General features: G+C 47.8%; 20 protein-coding genes. 10 read left to right on the forward strand and 10 right to left on the reverse strand.

Features of this window, described 5'->3' with window-relative positions; all coding sequences use genetic code 11:
* Nucleotides 1-413: 413 nt before the first annotated feature.
* The 6 genes from pgl (at nucleotide 414) to QUA03_RS25090 (ending at nucleotide 5,022) form a co-directional block, all read left to right on the forward strand.
* On the forward strand, nucleotides 414-1,133 hold the full coding sequence (gene pgl, locus QUA03_RS25065; RefSeq protein WP_333215919.1) for a 6-phosphogluconolactonase: 720 nt from the start codon (nucleotides 414-416) through the stop codon (nucleotides 1,131-1,133).
* 551 nt (nucleotides 1,134-1,684) lie between these two features.
* Nucleotides 1,685-2,476 carry an FHA domain-containing protein gene (locus tag QUA03_RS25070; RefSeq protein WP_333215921.1) on the forward strand — a complete coding sequence of 264 codons (792 nt, stop codon included), beginning with the start codon at nucleotides 1,685-1,687 and terminating at the stop codon, nucleotides 2,474-2,476.
* A gap of 82 nt (nucleotides 2,477-2,558) precedes the next feature.
* Nucleotides 2,559-3,050, forward strand: coding sequence for an FHA domain-containing protein (locus tag QUA03_RS25075; protein ID WP_333215923.1), 492 nt, complete (start codon nucleotides 2,559-2,561; stop codon nucleotides 3,048-3,050).
* 55 nt (nucleotides 3,051-3,105) lie between these two features.
* Nucleotides 3,106-3,843 (forward strand): PRC-barrel domain-containing protein, encoded by a 738-nt coding sequence (locus QUA03_RS25080; RefSeq protein ID WP_333215925.1) that lies wholly within the window; start codon nucleotides 3,106-3,108, stop codon nucleotides 3,841-3,843.
* Nucleotides 3,844-4,123: 280 nt separating this feature from the next.
* A complete protein-coding gene (locus QUA03_RS25085) occupies nucleotides 4,124-4,573 on the forward strand; it encodes a hypothetical protein (protein WP_333215927.1) in 450 nt (149 codons plus the stop codon).
* Complete coding sequence (locus QUA03_RS25090; protein WP_333215929.1) at nucleotides 4,570-5,022, forward strand: FHA domain-containing protein; 453 nt, start codon at nucleotides 4,570-4,572, stop codon at nucleotides 5,020-5,022. The genes QUA03_RS25085 and QUA03_RS25090 overlap by 4 nt, the downstream gene beginning before the upstream one ends.
* 141 nt (nucleotides 5,023-5,163) lie before the next feature.
* On the opposite strand, the gene QUA03_RS25095 is transcribed toward QUA03_RS25090, so the two are convergent.
* The gene (locus QUA03_RS25095; RefSeq protein ID WP_333215931.1) at nucleotides 5,164-5,742 is read right to left on the reverse strand and encodes a DUF1997 domain-containing protein; all 579 of its coding nucleotides are present in this window, start codon (nucleotides 5,740-5,742) and stop codon (nucleotides 5,164-5,166) included.
* A 208-nt stretch (nucleotides 5,743-5,950) separates the two neighbouring features.
* Between QUA03_RS25095 and pheA the strand changes: the two genes are divergently transcribed.
* Nucleotides 5,951-6,877, forward strand: coding sequence for a prephenate dehydratase (pheA, locus tag QUA03_RS25100; RefSeq protein WP_333215933.1), 927 nt, complete (start codon nucleotides 5,951-5,953; stop codon nucleotides 6,875-6,877).
* A gap of 50 nt (nucleotides 6,878-6,927) precedes the next feature.
* Complete coding sequence (locus QUA03_RS25105; protein ID WP_333215935.1) at nucleotides 6,928-7,572, forward strand: pentapeptide repeat-containing protein; 645 nt, start codon at nucleotides 6,928-6,930, stop codon at nucleotides 7,570-7,572.
* A 33-nt stretch (nucleotides 7,573-7,605) separates the two neighbouring features.
* Here QUA03_RS25105 and QUA03_RS25110 read toward each other — a convergent pair whose 3' ends face one another.
* The 9 genes from QUA03_RS25110 to rpsL form a co-directional block, all read right to left on the reverse strand.
* The gene (locus QUA03_RS25110) at nucleotides 7,606-8,544 is read right to left on the reverse strand and encodes a PspA/IM30 family protein (RefSeq protein ID WP_333215937.1); all 939 of its coding nucleotides are present in this window, start codon (nucleotides 8,542-8,544) and stop codon (nucleotides 7,606-7,608) included.
* A 215-nt stretch (nucleotides 8,545-8,759) separates the two neighbouring features.
* Nucleotides 8,760-9,401 carry an LON peptidase substrate-binding domain-containing protein gene (locus QUA03_RS25115; protein ID WP_332977659.1) on the reverse strand — a complete coding sequence of 214 codons (642 nt, stop codon included), beginning with the start codon at nucleotides 9,399-9,401 and terminating at the stop codon, nucleotides 8,760-8,762.
* Between the two features lie 200 nt (nucleotides 9,402-9,601).
* Entirely contained in the window at nucleotides 9,602-10,063 is a 462-nt protein-coding gene (locus tag QUA03_RS25120) for a DUF5615 family PIN-like protein (protein ID WP_333215939.1), read from the reverse strand.
* The gene (locus QUA03_RS25125) at nucleotides 9,990-10,310 is read right to left on the reverse strand and encodes a DUF433 domain-containing protein (RefSeq protein WP_333215941.1); all 321 of its coding nucleotides are present in this window, start codon (nucleotides 10,308-10,310) and stop codon (nucleotides 9,990-9,992) included. The genes QUA03_RS25120 and QUA03_RS25125 overlap by 74 nt, the downstream gene beginning before the upstream one ends.
* 233 nt (nucleotides 10,311-10,543) lie before the next feature.
* Entirely contained in the window at nucleotides 10,544-10,861 is a 318-nt protein-coding gene (gene rpsJ / locus QUA03_RS25130; RefSeq protein WP_006632193.1) for a 30S ribosomal protein S10, read from the reverse strand.
* A 210-nt stretch (nucleotides 10,862-11,071) separates the two neighbouring features.
* Nucleotides 11,072-12,301: an elongation factor Tu gene (gene tuf, locus QUA03_RS25135; RefSeq protein ID WP_242724596.1), complete on the reverse strand. Its 1,230-nt coding sequence runs from the start codon at nucleotides 12,299-12,301 to the stop codon at nucleotides 11,072-11,074.
* 101 nt (nucleotides 12,302-12,402) lie between these two features.
* A complete protein-coding gene (fusA, locus tag QUA03_RS25140; RefSeq protein WP_333215943.1) occupies nucleotides 12,403-14,475 on the reverse strand; it encodes an elongation factor G in 2,073 nt (690 codons plus the stop codon).
* A 345-nt stretch (nucleotides 14,476-14,820) separates the two neighbouring features.
* Nucleotides 14,821-15,291 (reverse strand): 30S ribosomal protein S7, encoded by a 471-nt coding sequence (gene rpsG, locus QUA03_RS25145; protein WP_006632196.1) that lies wholly within the window; start codon nucleotides 15,289-15,291, stop codon nucleotides 14,821-14,823.
* A 145-nt stretch (nucleotides 15,292-15,436) separates the two neighbouring features.
* The gene (rpsL, locus tag QUA03_RS25150) at nucleotides 15,437-15,817 is read right to left on the reverse strand and encodes a 30S ribosomal protein S12 (protein WP_006632197.1); all 381 of its coding nucleotides are present in this window, start codon (nucleotides 15,815-15,817) and stop codon (nucleotides 15,437-15,439) included.
* 454 nt (nucleotides 15,818-16,271) lie between these two features.
* Here rpsL and QUA03_RS25155 point away from each other — a divergent pair, with 454 nt between their 5' ends.
* Both QUA03_RS25155 and QUA03_RS25160 read left to right on the forward strand, forming a co-directional pair.
* Complete coding sequence (locus tag QUA03_RS25155; RefSeq protein ID WP_333215945.1) at nucleotides 16,272-16,475, forward strand: hypothetical protein; 204 nt, start codon at nucleotides 16,272-16,274, stop codon at nucleotides 16,473-16,475.
* Nucleotides 16,476-16,797: 322 nt separating this feature from the next.
* Entirely contained in the window at nucleotides 16,798-17,652 is an 855-nt protein-coding gene (locus QUA03_RS25160; RefSeq protein WP_333059034.1) for an Npun_R2479 family HD domain-containing metalloprotein, read from the forward strand.
* Nucleotides 17,653-17,754: the final 102 nt, after the last annotated feature.

Consider the following 17,754-nt stretch of genomic DNA (forward strand, 5'->3'; position numbering starts at 1 on the left):
GACCTTGACGGAGTTTGTAGGGGTGTTTTGACAGCGCCTTCAAGAATTACCTTTTGGTAGTTTCTTTAGAATCCCTGCTGCTTCAGCGCAGGGAGTGTCAAATTTATAGACTTTGCTGTGCGGGACGGCTCGGAGTCCCAAAAAACGCTTTTTACTTTCTGCCCAGATGCTCCGAGTACGATCGAACTTTTGATTGAAAGTTGCGAAAGCTGAAGGCAACCGGTGAAAATCCATAAAGCACTGGTAGAAATATGTCTTGCTTTCCTTAAATCAAGGGGCATAAGATGATAAAATTTTATGGGATGCTGTGCCATACCTGCCGGGTCTGTCAGCCGATCGACCTCAAACCAAAATGTCAAGGTAAAATTGGCAATTGCTGAGAACAAAGCCCAAGAAAAGTTGAGAGGAAATTAATGAAAAAAGTAGTTGAAGTATTAGCAAATCGGGAACAACTGATAGATCGATCGCTGGAGATTGTGCTGTCGAAAATCTCAGAAGCCATAGCAGAACGCGGACTTTGTACGATCGCCGCAGCGGGCGGAAGCACACCGGAACCCCTCTACAGAGCGATCGCAGCCCAAGACCTGGCTTGGGACAAAATTCACGTTTTCTGGGGCGACGAACGCTATGTTCCCCCAGAACACCCAGACAGCAATCAAAAAATGGCGCGGCTCGCATGGCTCGATCGAGTGAATATCCCCGCCAGCAACATTCACCCCATGCCCACAAGCGCCGGCGACCCCGCAGCCGACGCTGCCGCGCACCAAACCGAATTGCAGCAGTTCTTCAAAGTATCAGAGGGCGAGTTTCCTGCCTTCGACATCATTTTATTGGGTATAGGAGACGACGCCCACACAGCCTCTCTATTTCCCGGCACAGCAGCCTTGAAAGTCCGCGATGCCCTAGTAACTGTCGGTAACAAAGACGGTCAACCCCGCATTACCTTTACAGTCCCCTTAATCAACCGGGCCCGGTGCGTCATATTCATGGTCGCAGGAGCCAGCAAACAACCCGCCCTAGCTCAAATTTTTGCCCCCGCAGCCGACGAAATGACCTATCCAGCCAGACTCGTTGAACCAGAAGGCGAACTTTGGTGGCTGCTCGATGCGGCGGCTGGCGAAGCAGTAAAATAGCCGACAGAGCGGCAAGCGTGCCAACACAGTCAGCATTATCACTAACTCAATCTTGCCCATCACAGCTAACGTCACGGCGTCAGCTCAGTTGCTAGTATTAGAAGCAATATAAGAATTGTGGCGGTTAAAGTTAAAATTTGACCATATACACGAGTATTTTTGTCAGGAACCTCAGCCTAAAGGCATGAGGCTTGGAAGAGAAATCTAACAAGCCATTCTGACCAGCCTAAGTCTTAACTGACTACGTTTTGTGAGTCACGACACCCTGGGATACGAAGCTAGTCCCTTGCTCTGTCGCTAGTGGTTAAACAGTTCTAAGGTCACTGGAACAGTGCTGCTAGCCTAACAAGCTCCCTAAACATTGGCGAAGCTAACTTTACCCCAGAAATGGGAGATTGAGGACAACCATATCCTCACGGGGGGGCAACCATACCCCTACCCCGCAAGGGGATTCAATTCAATGTAAAGCCGTCCTGTAAGGACGGGGTTTCAGACCCAACGACTTTTGATGAGGCTGATTTAAAAATCTGGCCGATAGCAAGGAGAAATCGATGATTGTCTGTCCCAATTGCAATCACCAGAACCCCGACGGGGCCAGCCAGTGTGAGGCTTGCTACACGCCTTTACCTGTTACCGCAAGTTGCTCGAACTGCGGTGCAGCAGTTCAGACAGATGCAGCATTTTGCGGTCAGTGTGGCTTTAATTTGCGTCCGGGTTCCATAGTTCCAGAAGTTGAGGTGACAGTACCGTCCCCCTCGCCTGTAGGCCCGACAGTGGTATCATCACCGGCGCCGGATTTAGTGCCACCCGATCCCCTGATGCAAATGGAACCTCTAGTTACCCTGAATAAGGGGCTTAACTTGGAAAAAACTCCTGCCAGCATTCCGACGATTCCAGATCCCCCGCCTTTGCCCTCGGTTCCTGTTACAACTGAATCGGTGGCAACACCAGTAACTATCTCTCCTCCGGTTCCGGGCTTACAGCCAGCAGGTGTAGCTAAAACTCAACTGCAACAGCAGTCGGCGCGCCTGCTACACGTTCAGACAAATACCCCGATGGAATTGCCTCACAGTCTGGCTGTGGTTCACATAGGCAAGCCAAATGATTTAGTGCCACCGGATATTGATGTTTCGGGATTTGCTAATTCTGAGATAGTTTCTCGGGTACACGCAAATCTCCGGGTGGAGGGAGATGCTTGCTACCTAGAAGATGTAGGCAGTTCCAACGGCACTTACGTCAACAATACTCCGCTACCCAAGGGAAACCGCCACCGGTTGCGACCGGGAGACCGCATCTCTCTGGGCAAAGGAGACCTGGTTACGTTTTTATTTCAAATCTCTTAGAGCGAGTTTGGATTGGGCGATCGAAAGTCTAAAATCTAAAATCGCATCTTGAGGCGCTCTACCAAAACTCAATGCAGCCAATGTGATTAAGCTGACCTTGCTACATCCACTCCAGTCTATACCCGTCCGCAGTTGGATCTTTGAAGACGAGCAGGTCGTCCGGATCGGGCGTTCGACCGAAAACCACGTCGTTCTTTTTAGCGCTGTGGTTTCTCGTCGCCACATCGAATTGCGGCGCAGCGGCATAACTTGGGAACTGATCAATTTAGGTACCAACGGCACTTACCTCGATGGTAAGCCGATCGCTAAGGTTCCCATTGTGGACGGTCTGATCGTTCACTTGGCTCGCTCTGGGCCGAAAATTCAAATCAACGTAGGCCCGAATCAGTCCTCAGTCCAGTTAGGACAAATTAGCGTCAAGCCTAGGGAGGCTAAGGAAATTCACGCTCCCTCGGGCGGCGTGCACATTAGCACGATTCCTGTTTCCGAACACAAAGAAGTTGGCAATTCCAGGGAAGAGGAGGAGTTAACCCAGGCAGATAATAATCGCCATTATTCGGAAGAAGAATATTAAATCGGCTTCTTTGGACGATCGACATTTTTCAAAGGCGGCACTCAGGAGTTTATTTATGAGTACATCACCACAGATTGTTAGGCGCAGCGAACTGCAGGGCCGCCGCACCATCGACCGCAGAACGGCGGAAGAGGTCGGCAGGGTAGATCGGGTTTGGCTCGATGCTCACTCCCAGCGGGCGATCGGCTTTACTTGCAAGTCGGGACTTTTGGGCAGCAAAAAAACTTGGTTCGCTTGGGCACAAGTTGATACGGTGGGGGAAAATGTTTTTGTCACCATTAACCCGGAACTGCCGGAATTGCATCAGCCGGAACAAGCTGTTTGTCCGATCGGGCTTGAGGTGCTCACGGACGCTGGAAATCAGGCAGGTACAGTGGTTGACTACCTATTTGATGCCCGGACGGGTTCAGTCACCCACTACCTATTTAAATCGAGCGGCTGGCGCGGTGTTTTAGACGACATTTACTTGTTACCTGTGGCAGCTATTTCGACCATTGGCAGCAAGCGGGCGATCGTCTCTGAAGCTGCTGTATCGGAACCAGTGCAGTACGCGGAGGGACTGCACAAAAAAGTCGGTCTGGTAGCAGAGTTTTTACACGAAGATTTCGACAGAACTCTCAAAAATGTGGCCGGTGTGAAGCGGGGCGCTCAAAGTCTGGCGGAAAAATTCCAAGATAAAGCTCTCGAAGTCAGGGATGTAGCTCAAGAAAAAGTTGCAGAGTTGAAACGGCAAAGGCAAGAATCTGTCCAGCCAGAGCCGAAACCGGAGCCGCCTGACTCAGATTTAAGCTGAAGTTTGGCCTTCCCGCTCGTCGGGGGACTAATTGCCGATCGCATTTTGGGGCCGCGCGCGCGAGGAAGGTCGATCGGTATTTTCGCTATGAGAGATTGATGCGTTGTCGCTTAAAATTCCAGTGCTGCTCAAAGCATTGTATTTTAAAGGTATCGCATCAATAAGGAAAATGTTAGCAATTCAAAAAGACCTATGCTGTTTGATACAATCAACAAGTATTTTATCTAGAAACCCCAGGATTAATAATTGGTTAACTTCTTTCTTTATAAACAGAAAGTCGTTGAGCAGTGACCGTGGCCCGATCGAGAACACGAATCAGCGGTGCAACCAGCACGGGTCTGATTTAAATTCTCTGGTTCATCAGCGGGAAAAGGATTATTTAGCCGATCGAATTGAGCGGCTCACCCATCGGCAGAATCGCTCCCTCACAAACCACATTAATCAAGCGGTTAAAACCGCCGTCCATCACTGGGAAGTTCACCCGACTAATCACATCGTGTTTGCTTGTTACCGAGGACCGCAAAAATTTGCGCCTGCGCCAAAAGCTCACCCTCAAAAGTTGCTTCAAATGCCTCAAGCAGCCAAAAGTTCAACTTTTACGGCAGATAGAGGGAATAGGGGCGCACTGACGACGCCTTTAAAAAGCAAATTTTTTGCAGTTTTCTCCCAAAAAATCTCTCTGGAAGTATCCCCGTTTCAGTCTGGCGGTGGAGTGTCAAAACATCAGTGATTACCTTAACTCTTTTACATCCTATCCAGTCTGTCCCAGTTCAAAGTTGGTGTTTTGAATCAGAACCGGTGGTTCGGATCGGTCGATCAAACGACAATGATGTAATTATTTACAGCGCTGTAGTTTCCCGCCACCACGTAGAACTGTGGAATCACGCTAATGGCTGGGAAATTATTAATTTTGGTGCTAACGGCACTTATGTAGATGATAGACCGATCGCTCAGGTGTCTGTTGTGGACGGGATGACAATTCGCTTGGGCAATTCCGGCCCAAAAATCAGGATTCGGGTGGCCGCAGCGCATCAACCGGGCAAAATAATCAAGCCACCGCAGCGCGAACTCCGCCAAAAGGACGAAGTTTCAAAAGACAGGTCAACACCTTGGCCTGGGGGCGTGGGAATAATCGAAGACGATGAACATGGGGGGCTGACTCACATCGATCTTGACTGACCGGCAGCTATCTCTCCCTGCTGGCTAGTTCCAACAAAGCGACCGATGCCCAATTCGAGCGTATAACTAATATTTTGGTAAGTTGCCTGATTTGTGCCTAAATATCCCTATACATTAATTAACAGCTTCTCTAGTAGGATTTCACCCTTCTAAAGATAAGATTGGGGGGAGATCGATCGATATTAGCTCACTTTCGCTGTTTGCCCAGCGGCGGTAATCTAAGAGCAACTGGTGCATCAACCGCTGTTTAACGCTCAGCAGTACGCTCTTGAGCAAAGCATTACCCGTTGCTTCTAAAATGGGTTTGGGCGTCAGCCAAAACGGCGGCGGTAATTCTACTTGCACTTCCAAATCCGCTTTTCCTTTCAAGTATGCTACCCCGCTGCTTTGGTGTACACAAAGCTTTCCTTTGAGATTGAGAGCAAAGCGATCGTTTATATAACCCACGCCACGAATTTCGCAGGCCACGGACTCCAAATTGATTGTGCCATCCGACTCAGACCACACCCTCATGTCTACTGTGGGTTGAATGCTCAGCATCATAAATTGTAACGGTCGCATTTTCAGGCGGAAACAGTCATCGCTTAGCTGTTGTGTGCGACTTTGATCCACCAGGGCGTTCACCAGTCGTCTGGGCTGGCGTAGATAATGTTGAATGGGAACCCGTTCCTCTGGTACGGCGATCTCAACGGATTGGGAAGCATTAAAGCGGATATACATGAGAAAATATCAAAATATAGGATTCCTAAGCATATCTTAATAAACTATCACCTTTTTTAAGGTGACATAAGTCGCGCGCTAAGTCGCGAACCCAGCAATGTCATCCGAGAAATCACTGATAAAAGCTTTCGGGACATCGCTAATTTTTCATCATACTTCGTAGCTGATGAGAGTAAAGCAAACATTTGTAACCTAAAATTGCCTCTAAATGAAAATTTCTATCGCACATCTCGGCCCTGTTGGTACAAATGCAGAAACAGCGGCTCTAGCTTATGTCAATTGGTTGAGCCTGGAAACTAACTTGGAATGCACCCTGTGTCCTTATTCCACCATTTCCCAAGCGCTAGAGGCATCTGCCGTAGGGCAGGTTGACTATTCAGTTGTGCCCGTCGAAAATTCGATCGAAGGCAGCGTGACTGTAACCTTAGATACACTCTGGCGACTCGATCAACTCCGCATTCAACACGCCTTAGTTTTGCCAATTTCCCACGCCTTAGTGTCTAATGCCAAAAATTTTAACGAGATTCAAAAAGTTTACTCTCACCCGCAAGCGCTAGCTCAGTGTCAGGTATGGTTGGGGCAGTTTATTCCCTCAGCTCAATTAATTCCGGCGAATTCTACGACGGAAGCATTGCAATATCTGGAAGATAGAAATGTAGCAGCGATATCTTCGCCAAGAGCGGCTGAACTTTACAATTTGCCAGTGTTAGCTCAACCCATTAATGATTATCCCGATAATTACACTCGATTTTGGGTACTCAGCAGGAGTGGGAGAGAAATCGCCAACGTAGAACCAGGGGAGCGCTCATCCATTAAATCCATTACACAATCTGCTTCTAAGTTGATCCTCGATGCTTCACCGTCTAATTGCACCCATACCTCACTAGCTTTTAGCGTACCTGCCAATATGCCAGGAGCACTTGTAAAACCTTTGCAAGTATTTGCCAGTCGTGGTATTAATTTAAGCCGGATTGAATCTAGACCTACTAAACGATCGCTCGGAGAATATATTTTCTTTATGGACGTTGAGGCTAACGCCTGCCAAGCATTTGTTCGATCAGCACTGGAAGAATTAAAAAATCACACCGAAACTTTAAAAATCTTTGGTTGCTACAGCTTACTGTCAGTAGTATAATTTATTTTTATGTACTATACTTTTTAAGTAAAACTTAGGAGGCTGGCGAAATGAATGCTGATGAACTTCTCAAGCGATACGCAGCCGGAGAAAGAAATTTTCATGAAACCAACTTGAAAGAGGCTTCTTTGCGAGAAGCTTTCCTAATTCATATTAATCTAGCCTGCGCGAATCTCAAAGAAATAAATTTTGCTTTGGCCAACCTAGGGCAGGCAAACTTAATAGGTACTAACCTCAAGAATGCTTGCCTTGTGATGACAAAACTCAATGGGGCAAACCTGAGCCGAGCAGATCTAAGTTTCGCAAGATTAACAGGAGCTGACCTGATTGAGGCAACACTGAAAAACGCAAACTTGAGCGACACCAAAATGATCGGTGTTGATTTGAGCCGATCCTCATTGTACGCTGCCAATCTAATGGAAGCAAACCTCATAGATGCTTGCTTGGACAATACAAACCTCGAAAAAGCCAATCTAAGCGAGGCTAAACTGCGGGGAGCGAGTCTCAGAACAGCCAACTTGAGAGGCGCTTTTTTGTGTGAAAGTAACCTTGAGGGCGCAGATTTGAGAGGAGCTGACTTGAGGGGTGCTAATTTGAGCGGGGCATTTTTGTGTGGCGCTAATCTCGAAGGAGCTAAGCGAGATAAGAAAACAATTTTCAGTGGGACAATACATTTTTGCGTCAGACAAGTTTGAGTTCACGCAATATATAACCGGAGAGTCCGACAACTAAGGACTAAAAAATATACTATTGACTTGGCTGAAAGTGAAGTCTATTTGCTGCTGTACCTTAGCAAAATGAAGCTGCATCTTGAGGATCTCTTTCTTGGAATTGGCTTGAGCAATCTTACTTTCCAAAGCCAGCAAGTTGCGATTGAGAGTTTCTACTCGCACAGTTTGGTAGTCTAAGTCAATTTTTAGTTCTGCGGCCTGATCGACTTGAACCTGCTGGCGAACTACGGCGAGGCGGATTGAATTCTTATCCTGTGTCTGAAGAGCTAGCAAAGCTCGCTGCTGCCACTGGTTGGCTTGAGATTCAGCTTGATTGTACAGCCACTGAATCCGCAGTTGGGCGGAAATCGCACTGGCAACAGCCTGACGCAGTTCTTTGAGAGGTTCCTGAATTTCTAAGATTAATAGTTCCCAAAGATTCATCAGTTCGCTGGTAAATTCTTCCCGTTCTACAGAGGCTACCAGCGCTTCTAATAGCAACAAATTTGGTTGCATTTGCTGCGTAATTGTCTCAAATATTAACTGTGCTTCGGACATTTGCCGATCGTAATTTTTTTCTGAGACTGCACCGGATGAGTGCTTTAATATTTTTTCCGTGCTGTCTACCTCAGCTTCTGCATCTGAACTTGAAGCTACAAAGGCCTGTAACTTTTCGCGGGCGATCAAATTAAGCCTTTGTCGAAGCAAATCGCAGGCCGCCCGCTGCACTGGCCCTGTTTCGCTTTGACAAATCTTGATGACTATTTTTAAGCCAGCATCGCCGTAATTGAGTGCCTCTCTCAGGGCGGCAATTCGATGTTCGTTGACAGAACTAGACAGCCGATGTTTAACTCCTGCTAGTCCGCCAAGCACTACACCGCCCACAGGAGGTGGCAGTTGACCGCCTCTAACTGCATCGTATGGTTTCGGTTGGCCGTGATTTTCTAACACAAGCATTTACTGCTATAAGGAACCTATCCGAACCTGTTTGAAGTTAAGAATTGAACAGATACCAGTTCGCAAAAATAATGGAACTGTAAGCGCGCGATCCAAACCCTTAGTTCATCAGTAAATCAAAAATCAAAAATCGAAAATCGAAAATCGAATGATTTGTGTGTAATTCTTTCTGCAATGCAGGTCAAATAGATCGTACTTTTTCCTAGACCAATTGGCTACTTGAGTGTATCTTTCAGTACAGTCCTCGCTGCCAAGTGATTGCGAGTAGAAGTCAAAATTTCGGTTTCGCGTTCCAATCTCGCAGCAGTATCTTGCAATTCTAAAAGAGTTTGCTGTTCTGTCGCTGCGCCGTAAAGGTAGCTGGCTACCCAGTACGACAATTCTGTAGGCAAACTGGGAATGTCTTCGGGCAGGTCGATCGGCTGATCCATCAATTTGCTGGAGAGGCGAACTACATCTCTCAGCAGTTGTTCGACATCTTTTCCCAAAGGTCTGAGGTCTTGTTGTGGCGGTTCGTCTTCGATCCATTCTACTAGACCAACTAAATACGGTTTTTCCCGAACGGCGTCCAGGACTCGGAACCGCTGCTGGCCGAGAGTCATAATTTTCATGCGATCGTCGGGCAGGCGCTGGCAGTGAATCACTTCGGCGCAACAGCCAACGGCAGAGACTTTGTTTTGGTTGGGGTCCCACATGAGTACACCGAAACGCCGATCGCCCTCCAGAATCGTATTCATCATGATTCGATAGCGAAACTCGAAGATTTGCAGCGGGAGTGGCCTACCTGGAAATAGAACCACTTCCGGCAACGGAAATAAGGGGAGTTCGCGAACTGCTACAGAGGAAGAGGATGCCATTGTCGCTCAAAAGTGACGGTACTTGCGCTTATTTTTCTTACTTTAACTGATTAAAGGCAATTCCGGGGCAGGAGCGATCGGGCGATCGGGGGAAATGCGACGCGGGCGATCGAGACTTTCCGCTGATGCGTAGGATCAGAAACCGGGTTTTCCTCAAAAATCCTTGGTTGTTACCCAGGTTTTTGCTTGGTGTGGGTGAATTATCGCGCATACTCTTGAACCACAAAAACCGGATGACTCAACCCACGCTGATTCTGCTTTTTGATCCGAATTAGGCGATCGAGCAACGAATCAACTTGCTGAAGATAGGCATGAAGAATAGTAACTTGTCCCAGGTAATCTCGATCGTCTTTACAAACAATAATTCCTGCGTGGCGATCGCCACCACGGTGCAGCGCCACAAAATCATCGCGATTGAAGCTAATTACCGCCCGATTTTGTGCAGTCGCAAAGCGCAGAACCTCGTCATCAGGAATTCCTTGATTTGCTTGACCGGCATCATAAGAAGTTAAAACATCACTGTCAAGACTACGTAAATGCTCGACCATTGCGATCGGGAAATTTTCATTGGAATAAAGCCTCACCCTTTCAATCATCGGTTTGATGAGAAATAATAATACGATCGATTTCTTCGCGGTGGCGATCGTAATAACGCCAAGCATTCTCTAGATCGCGATCGTCCAAGACTGGATAATTCCGAAGTAACTCAGCCTCATCAGCCCCCTGTTGGTGAAGCGAAACGAGTGTCCAAACAGGAATGCGGGTGTTGCGAATCCGGGCATTTCCTCCACAGACTCCAGGCGTACTCTGAATCGCCCTAGCTGAAAGTTTTTCTTGGAACAACAAACTCTCTTCAGGTGTCAGCGATTCAATGACTTGAATTAAGGAGTCAACCAACTGAATGTTCATAGCTGGTAATTGAAGAAATATCGAATAGCCATCGCTCAAACCATCATAGCAAATTTCTCTAAAAAGAAAAGAATCTTATCAACCATTGCATTACCAGCAAGGCAGCTTACAACACCTCGATCGTATTCTCAACTTTAAAACTGGTTTCTGACTATCCTTGCATCCGGGAATGAAAAAAAGGAACAAAGTATTTTTCCCTTGTTCCTTTTTTTGTTATTTTCCAAGCCCTCAATCTACAGCTTGACTTCGATATCTACGCCGGCTGGCAAATCCAGTTTCATCAAAGCGTCAATTGTTTTTGCCGATGGCTGGTGAATGTCGATAATCCGACGGTGCGTGCGGGTTTCAAAGTGTTCGCGAGAATCTTTGTCTACGTGGGGCGATCGCAGCAAGCAGTAAATCCGCCGCTTTGTCGGTAGGGGAATCGGGCCGATCGCTGTGGCTGCTGTCCGATTTGCTGTATCTACAATTTTTTCGCAGGATGCGTCTAGAATTCGGCGATCGAAAGCTTTGAGACGAATGCGAATTTTTTGCTGTTGAATTGTTGCCATTTTTGTTTCTTGAATTTTCGAGGTTCAGTTTATTTTTAGTCATTAGTCATCAGTCATCAGTCATCAGTCATTTGTTATTTGTTATTGAACATTTAACCCATAACTACTAACAACTGGCCACTAACCTATAACTACTCACTACTCACTAAATAGCAGAAAAGCCTATTAATATTTGGTGGCTTTTCTGCTATTTAAGCTGTTATGCGAGTCCTACTTGAGGATTTTGGAAACAACGCCGGCGCCGACGGTGCGGCCGCCTTCGCGGATAGCGAAGCGCATTCCTTGTTCGATCGCGATCGGGTGAATCAACTCCACGGTCATTTTGATCCGGTCACCGGGCATCACCATTTCTGCTTCAGTACCGTCATCAGCCGTGAATTGTGCGATCGTGCCGGTCACGTCAGTGGTACGGACGTAGAACTGAGGGCGATAGCCAGAGAAAAAGGGCGTGTGCCGGCCGCCTTCTTCCTTCTTCAGGATGTACACTTCAGATTCAAACTGAGTGTGAGGCAGGATGCTTTTCGGCTTGGCAATCACCATTCCGCGTTCAATATCCGCCTTTAAAATCCCCCGCAGCAGTAGACCAACGTTGTCGCCGGCCAAACCTTCTTCCAGAGACTTGGTGAACATTTCCACACCAGTCACTGTAGTGCTGCGAGTGTCCTTAAGACCCACCAATTCTACTGTTTCGCCGACTTTGATGGTTCCGCGTTCGATCCGGCCAGTGGCGACAGTACCCCGACCAGTAATCGAGAATACGTCTTCAACTGCCATCAAGAAAGGCTTGTCAACTTCGCGTTCTGGGGTGGGGATGTAAGCATCTACTTCTTCCATCAGCTTGTAGATTTTGTCAACCCACTCATTTTCGCCCTTGACTGTCTTGGGATTAGCAAGCATCGCTTCGAGAGCTTTCAATCCCGAACCTGTGACGATGGGGATGTCATCGCCCGGAAAATCGTAAGAGCTCAAAAGTTCGCGAACTTCCAGTTCTACCAATTCCAACAGTTCAGCATCATCCACCATGTCTTCTTTGTTCAAGAAGACAACCAAGCTGGGAACGCCAACTTGCTTAGCTAGCAGGATGTGTTCGCGAGTTTGAGGCATAGGGCCGTCTGCCGCTGACACTACTAGGATGCCGCCGTCCATTTGAGCTGCACCGGTGATCATGTTTTTCACATAGTCAGCGTGTCCGGGGCAATCTACGTGAGCATAGTGCCGACCTGTGGTTTCGTATTCCACGTGAGCAGTATTAATCGTAATACCCCGTGCTTTTTCTTCTGGCGCAGCGTCGATGTCGGCGTAGTTCTTAGCCTTTGCTTGACCTAGTGCAGAGAGAGTCATCGTAATCGCGGCGGTCAAAGTTGTTTTGCCGTGGTCAACGTGACCGATCGTGCCGATGTTTACGTGGGGTTTATTCCGTTCAAATTTTGCGCGTGCCATTCTTGATCTGTTCCTTGTTTTTTTTAGCGATTTTAGACTTGAGATTTTAGATTCTAGACTTTGGATTCAATCCAAAATCCAAAATCTAAAATCCAAAATCATTAGTTCCCTTTGTTCTTAGCGATAATGGCTTCAGCCACGTTTCGCGGCACTTCTTCGTAATGGCTGAATTCCATTGTGAAGATGCCTCGACCTTGGGTTTTCGAGCGGATGTCGGTGGCGTAACCAAACATTTCTGCTAGTGGAACTTTTACAGAAACTTTGGCTATCCCCTGATCCGTCTCTTGACCTTCGATCTGACCCCGACGCGAGTTGAGGTCTCCGATGACGTTCCCGATGTAATCTTCAGGAACTTCAACCTCTACTTTCATCATAGGCTCTAGCAGCACTGGCGACGCCTTCATCACGGCTTCTTTGATCGCCATTGAACCGGCGATCTTAAATGCCATTTCTGAGGAGTCTACGTCGTGGAAAGACCCGTCTACCATAGTAGCTTTGAGGTCAATCACGGGATATCCTGCTACAATACCTGATTCGCACGCTTCTTTCATCCCTTGTTCTGCCGGGCCGATGTACTCTTTGGGTACAGTGCCACCAACAATTTTGGAGACAAATTCAAAGCCGCTTCCGACTTCGGTGGGTTCTAGTTCGATCACGACGTGACCGTACTGACCTTTACCGCCACTTTGGCGGATAAATTTACCTTCGGCGCGGACGGATTTGCGAATGGTTTCACGGTAGGCTACTTGTGGCTGACCCACGTTCGCTTCTACTTTGAATTCCCGCAGCATCCTGTCAACCAGGATTTCCAGGTGCAGTTCGCCCATACCGGCGATGACAGTCTGGTTGGTCTCTGGGTCAACGTTGACTCGGAAGGTGGGGTCTTCTTCCGAGAGTGACTGGAGGGCTTTGGAGAGCTTCTCCATGTCTTGTTTGGTTTTGGGTTCGACAGCCACCGAGATGACTGGCTCTGGAATAAACAGAGATTCCAGAATCACTGGCGCTCCTTCTTCGCAGAGGGTGTCGCCGGTGAAGGTGTCTTTCAAACCCAAGGCTGCTCCCAAGTCTCCGGCTCGGAGTTCCTCAACTTCTATCCGATCGTCCGCTTTGAGTACAATTAGGCGAGAAACCCGCTCTTTTTTGTCTTTGGTGGAGTTCAGGACGTAGGTTCCTTTTTTGAGGATACCGGAGTAGACGCGAACAAAGGTCAGGCGGCCGTAGGGGTCAGCCATGATTTTGAAGGCCAGGGCTGACAGCGGCGCGTTGTCGTCGGCAAACCGCTCTGCTGTGTCGCCGTTGGGCAGGAGTCCTTGAATTGGAGGAACTTCCAAGGGCGAGGGCAGATAGTCGATGACTGCATCCAACAACAACTGAACGCCTTTGTTTTTGAATGCCGAACCGCACAACATCGGGACGATCGTACCTTCTACAGTGCCCTGACGCAGGGCCAAGCGGATTTCGTCTTCCGTTAACTCTTCGCCTTCGAGGTATTTCTCCGTGAGGGCGTCGCTGGTTTCTGCTACGGACTCGATCAGCTTGGTGCGGTATTCTACGGCTAGATCCTTTACTTCATCGGGGATTTCTACTTCCTCGATGTCGGTTCCCATGTCGTTGTTGTAGATATAGGCTTTCATGTGCACTAAGTCTACAATTCCCCGGAAGTTTTCTTCACTGCCGATCGGGATTTGGATGGGTACGGCGTTCGCTCTCATTCGATCGCGAATTTGGCCGTAGACTTTGTAGAAGTTTGCCCCCATCCGATCCATTTTATTGACGAACACAATCCGGGGTACGTGGTACCGATCGGCCTGTCGCCAAACTGTTTCGGATTGTGGCTGCACTCCCCCTACCGAGCAGAACACTGCGATCACTCCGTCGAGCACTCGCATTGAGCGTTCGACTTCGATCGTGAAGTCTACGTGTCCGGGAGTGTCGATGATGTTGATTTTGTAATCTTTCCAACTGGTGGTGATAGCAGCGGCAGTAATCGTAATTCCCCGCTCCCGCTCTTGCTCCATCCAGTCAGTGACTGCTGTTCCCTCGTGCACTTCACCCATCTTGTGAACCATGCCTGAATAGAACAGAATTCTTTCAGTTGTTGTTGTTTTGCCCGCGTCTATGTGGGCTGCGATGCCGATGTTGCGAGTTTTTTCTAGCGGGACGGTACGTGCCACAGCTACCTCCTTAATCTTGTGTTGCTGTTATAATACTATTATACTACACAGTAACCCTATTTTGCACTCCCCAGTGACTTACAAAAGTCTCTGGAGCTTATTGTTACATTTTAATATTTTTTGCAAGATTTGTTTACAAAAATATTAAGGATGCGACATGGAGGATTCAGAGAGTGCATGAATTTTGAGTGCATGAATTTTGATTTTGAGAGTTTTGAGTTTGCTTCACCAATCGCAACTGCGCCAAGAGAAGCAATCTCAACACTCAAAACTTACACTTTCCAATTTCTCACCCGATGCTTTTATATCGAACGATCGCGCTCTTCTCCATGCCCGTTGTTGCAGTTAGTAGCGGTAGTGAGCAAAAGCCTTGTTAGCTTCAGCCATACGGTGAGTTTCTTCGCGCTTGCGAATAGCACTCCCTGTTTCGTTAGCTGCATCCATCAGTTCGTTGGCTAGCTTGGCTGCCATCGAGCGTCCGGTGCGGGCGCGGGCAAATCTGATCAGCCAGCGGAGGGCGAGGGTGGTACCGCGATCGGAACGCACTTCCATCGGCACTTGGTAGGTGGCGCCACCTACCCGGCGGGCTTTGACTTCGACCAGGGGTGTGGCGTTTTTGACTGCTTTTTCAAACAAGTCTAACGGTTCAGCCCCTGTGCGTTCTTGGATGGTTTTGAGGGCGTCGTAGACGATGCTGGAGGCAACGGATTTTTTGCCGTGCTGCATGATCCGTCTCACCATCATGCTTACCAACCGGCTGTTGTAGGTTGGATCTGGTGGAACTGGACGTTTTTGAATAACTGTGCGGCGAGACATAGTTCTATTTGGGATTTTTGATTTTGAATGATTGAGTTTGGGGTTTTGGGATCACATATCGATTTATGACGATCGAGCGTGCAATTGAGCGGCGCGATCGGATTTATTTTTGCTTCCCTACCCCGACGATCGGGCGAGTTCCGTGTTATTTTTTCTCTTTAGGACGCTTGGCCCCGTATTTGGAACGACCCTGCTTGCGGTCTTTCACCCCAGCGGTGTCTAATGTACCCCGAATGATGTGGTATCTAACTCCGGGCAAATCTTTTACCCGACCGCCCCGGATCATTACTACCGAGTGTTCTTGCAAGTTGTGACCGATCCCAGGGATGTAGGCGGTGACTTCAAAACCAGAGGTCAGCCGTACCCGAGCCACCTTCCGCAGCGCCGAGTTGGGTTTTTTCGGGGTGGTCGTGTACACTCTGGTGCAAACTCCGCGGCGCTGGGGGCAACTCTTGAGAGCTGGCGATTTGGTTTTTTTCTGCGTTTGTTCCCGTGCTGAACGGATGAGTTGCTGAATAGTGGGCATGAGTTACGGCATTTCTAGCTTTTTGCTGAATATAGTGATTTGGCTGTATCCGCACTGAAAGTCCCTTCCCCTCTGGGGGGACGGGATGAATGAAAATAATTATGGGTAAGTGAGGATACCAGACTCTGTATTGTACACGACGCGTGTTTCTTTGGCAAGAAATTTGCGCGACCCGCGCTCAAACTTTCTTCCTTGCTGCAAGTTGGGAGGGGGCGAGCGCAACGGGAGAATGGTATGTGACATCCTACAATTTGGGCGCAACTATAATGATTTTCACAGCCGTCAGCAAAATTTATGACATCGCAATATCGCGCTTTTTCGCTCAAATTACCATTGTTAGGAGAGGTGCATTAACTCCAGCCTGGGATCGCATCACAGTCTATAGCCGATCTACATCACATAAAGTTATCTAAAATTGCCGGACAATAAGAAATATACATTGAGTTGACTGCAGATGACAACCAAAGCTTATATTCCTGAATATAAAATTTCCGAACTTTACTTGAACATTTGGAAATCCGGTAAGATCGATCGGACTGTGCTCCAGCAAATTCAATACGCAATTAATTCTCACAGTTTAAAAAGTTCAGAGGATCGAAAAATTGTCACGAGGCTGCTTTATGCAGTACGGCGGGGATGGGTGTCAGTGATGGACTGAGTTGCTTGGGAGTTTTGAGTCAGGGCGCGAGATTGCTTCGTGACTCCCCGGGCGTAGCTGCGTCAAAGAGTTTTGAGATTGCCACCCACTTGCCACCCACGGAGCACAACACACACGGGGTGCATGAGTGGTGATACCAATTTACTATGAAGCTGCATTTAATATAACGCTAAGGATATAGTTCCAACCAAAAAGACATCAGCCTCATTTAGTGTATCTTCATAGTGAATTGGTATGAGCTAAAATCTCATCCATAAAAGTAGACGAATCCCCAATAGATGCACCGCTCTTAAAAGGAAATATTAAGCTAAAAGGAAAGGGTATGTTTAATTCTACAGAACTGCTGATCGAGGCTTTTATCGAACAACTTCAGAACGGGTACAGCCGCACTTACGGAGGCTACAAATCAGACTATGCTGACATTATTGCCTGGGTGGGGGCAATGGCGTTAGAAAACATCGCCAACAGCGATGCTCTTTATCACAATGTAGAACACGCCATTTGCATTAGCTTAGTCGGTCAAGAAATCTTGCGGGGAAAACACATTCGCAAGGGCGGAGTTTCCTGCGAAGATTGGCTGCACTTCATTATTTCTTTGCTGTGCCAAGACATCGGATATGTCAAAGGAGTTTGCCGGCAAGACCAAGAATCAGAAGGATTATATGCTACGGGAAAAGATGGCATGAGAATTGCACTTGCTCCCGGTGCAACAGCCGCTAGCTTAGCTCCTTACCGAGTTGACAGAGCCAAATTGTTTATTGACGAGCGCTTCGGCAACCACAAGCTAATTAATGCTGAGATAATTAAGCAGAACATAGAACAGACTCGTTTCTCGGTGCTTGACGGCAACACTGACGAGGATGCAGGTAATTATTCTAGTTTAGTGCGCGGTGCTGACTTGATAGGTCAGCTCAGCAACCCGCAATATTTGCAGAAAATTGGCGCGCTGTTTTACGAGTTGGAAGAAAGCGGTGCTACTAAAGTTTTGGGCTATCGACATCCGGGCGACTTGCTGCAAAGCTACTCTAAGTTTTACTGGAGCGGCATTTATCCTCACATCAGTGAATCTCTCGGTTACTTGCAGTTGACGCAGGAAGGCAAACAGATTGTTGCTAGTTTGTACGCTAACATATTTCGGATGGAACACCAACGTTGCGATTCTTCTGAGGTTGCTTGATTGCAAAAGTGAGTTCAGCAGTCAGCCATTGGTGACAAGTTAAGACTGTAAGTCTTTTGTCAAGAGGCTTTTAGAGAATTGTTGAAAAAAAACTGGTCAGAC

The organism is Microcoleus sp. S36b_A4 (assembly GCF_036700645.1).
In the GTDB taxonomy this organism is placed as follows: domain Bacteria; phylum Cyanobacteriota; class Cyanobacteriia; order Cyanobacteriales; family Microcoleaceae; genus Microcoleus.